2 protein-coding genes and 1 other RNA gene are annotated in these 2633 nt (G+C 34.2%); all 3 read left to right on the top strand.

The annotated features are described in order from the left end of the window. The first annotated feature begins 188 nt into the window (after positions 1 to 188). The 3 genes from ffs (at position 189) to WGMM_RS04345 (ending at position 2240) form a co-directional block, all read left to right on the top strand. An RNA gene (gene ffs / locus WGMM_RS05880) (signal recognition particle sRNA small type) lies at positions 189 to 287 on the top strand. 15 nt (positions 288 to 302) lie between these two features. Continuing rightward, complete coding sequence (gene dnaX / locus WGMM_RS04350) at positions 303 to 1904, top strand: DNA polymerase III subunit gamma/tau (protein WP_038250635.1); 1602 nt, start codon at positions 303 to 305, stop codon at positions 1902 to 1904. A gap of 21 nt (positions 1905 to 1925) precedes the next feature. After that, complete coding sequence (locus WGMM_RS04345) at positions 1926 to 2240, top strand: YbaB/EbfC family nucleoid-associated protein (protein ID WP_038250655.1); 315 nt, start codon at positions 1926 to 1928, stop codon at positions 2238 to 2240. The last annotated feature ends 393 nt before the right edge of the window (positions 2241 to 2633 follow it).

Here is a 2633-nt window from a genome sequence, read left to right as displayed (position 1 = left end):
ACAACAGCCTGATGTATTCATTTAAAATTAAGTTTTCTGGATCCAAGTAGTCAAGCACTGGGATGACAGAAGAAGAGTATTTTAGGTAACAGTTGTTTACTCCAAAGTAATGTTGCAAAAGGTCTAACATATAAATTATAAGACTAATATAGGATATACCTTGCTAAATAAAAAAAAAAGTATAATATTTTATAAAGTATGCAGGCAAAAACTCTGTAATTTGGTCAGATCAGAAAAGAAGCAGCCATATCAGAACCTTTTTGGGTTGCATACCTATTTCATTATTTCTTTTATCCGAGGCTATGAATATAGCATTAAAACATCGTCCTAGTAGCTTCAAAGATCTAGTAGGTCAAGATATATTAGTGCGTGTATTAGAAAATGCTTTTATTTTAAACAAAATCCCACAATCTATACTGCTCTCTGGTAGTAGTGGAGTTGGTAAAACCACCACTGCAAGGATAATAGCTTTATGTTTGAATTGTTCCCTGGGGCCAATTTTTGAACCTTGCGGATCATGTGAAAATTGTCTAGCAATAAAAAATTCAAGCCATCCAGATGTAATTGAAATCGATGCAGCAAGTCACACTAGCATTGACGATATTAAAGTAATCCTGGGAGATATTTGCTATTCACCTATAAGCTCTAAATTCAAAGTCTACATTATAGATGAAGTACATATGTTATCCAGCAGCGCATTTAACGCATTACTTAAAACCCTAGAAGAGCCACCATCTAGTGTAAAGTTCATTTTAGCAACTACGGAAATAAAAAAGATACCAATAACTATTATTGCACGTTGTCAAAGATTTGATTTACACAACATTCCTGTAGCTAAAATAGTGGAACGTTTAAATGATGTTGCACGAAAAGAGAGTTATTCCATTGAAAAGGGAGCATTAGAATTAATTGCACGACACTCTGGAAATTCAATGCGTAACGCCTTGTTTTTGATGAATCAAGCAGTGCTATATAGCAAAGATGGTGCAATATCCACTAAAAATGTGACAGACATACTTGGCTTAGTGGATAAAGATATTATATTCGATCTATTAGGGGCAATATTAGAAGGTGATTTACAGAAAGCTTTGTTAGTGTTTGACAAGGCGATAAAAACAGCAAACCCACTTAGTATTTTTGAAGGTCTATTGCAAACAATTCAGTTAGTATGCCGTTTTTTGATTACAAAAGAAATTGATAATGCAGTTACAGAGCATGAAAAGAATAGGATAAAAGATTTAAGTATAAAGAGATCTTTAATATTTTTTTCGAGATTGTGGAAGGTGTTGCTTAAAGGTATTCAAGATATAAAAACTTCAACATGCAACGATGTTGCTGCTGAAATGATGCTAATTGGTCTTTGCTATCTCTCTGATCTACCTTCTCCAGAACAGGTGATCAAAAAAGTTCTTTCACAGAATGCAGAGCAAGGAAATAGACAGGGCAGACCTGTTGCACCTTCCCCCTCTGTCATCCAAGTAGCTGACTACTCAGATCCAAAAAAATACGTGGAAAGTAAACAACAACCCCACTCTGTCATCCCAGTGCGTGACACTGGGATCCATGTGGAAAATAAACAACAAAATTACGATTTTGATAAGATTTTGCAACTATTAAGGCGGAGTAACCAAATTTATCTTTACAAACAACTGTGTAATAATCTACAATTAATAGATTGTAAACCTGGATATTTAAAATTAAAAGCTGTATCTAAGTTGGATACTAATTTTTGCAATGATTTAAAAAATTACTTAAACCAGGTGACTCAGCAGGAGTGGGTTATTACAGTTGATACGGGTTATATAAACAGGGAAGTGAGTAATTTAAATTATGCACCTGCAGTCAAGGATATACTTGACACGTCTAAAGGTGCAAAAGTAGTTAACATAGAAAATAAGGAGTAAGTTGTGGATCTCAGTCAAATAATGAAACAAATGCAAGAGATGCAAAAAAAGCTTGCAGAAGCTCAAGAAAAATATATTGGAAAAGAGTTTCAAGGTATTTCTGGTGGCGGCAAAGTTTCTGTATTAGTGGAAGTCATAAAAATAGGTAGCTATAAAGCTAAAAAGGTGAACATAGACTTAGAATTTATGAGAAATGAGGAAAAAGATATAGTAGAGGATTTAGTAACAGCAGCATTTAATGATGCCATTAAAAAAGCAGAAGAAAATATGGCAAATGCAACTCCTGATCTTGCAGGTATGATGGGTTTACCACCTGGATTTAAACTTCCTTTTTGAATTTACTACTGAAGTTTCTTTTAGTGTAAGTATTTTTTTTCTAATATTCCCAACGCTACTACTTCTTCATATGATCTACCTACACTAGCATAGCCCTACGTCATACCGTGATTCATTCCACAACTGTACAAACATTGCAATATGGCACGATATCACATAGTAAACGATGTCATTCCAGTGCTTGACACTGGAATCCAGCCTTACCGTAATCTCATGAAGAACGTTGTGCTTTAACATAAAACGGCTACTTTTATGCTTACCAACTTAATAAAATTCCTGGATCCCAGTGGGCTTTGTTGCATCACACTTTATGAGATGGTGATTTATGGTAAATTCATGTAACTATCTCAAATTTAGCCATCAGTGAATTTATTAAGCAAATAGCATTTGATT

Origin of the sequence: Wolbachia endosymbiont of Glossina morsitans morsitans, assembly GCF_000689175.1 — a bacterium.
Classification (GTDB): domain Bacteria; phylum Pseudomonadota; class Alphaproteobacteria; order Rickettsiales; family Anaplasmataceae; genus Wolbachia; species Wolbachia pipientis.
Note: the sequence above shows the minus strand (reverse complement) of the source record. Positions and strands in the feature narration are given on the sequence as shown.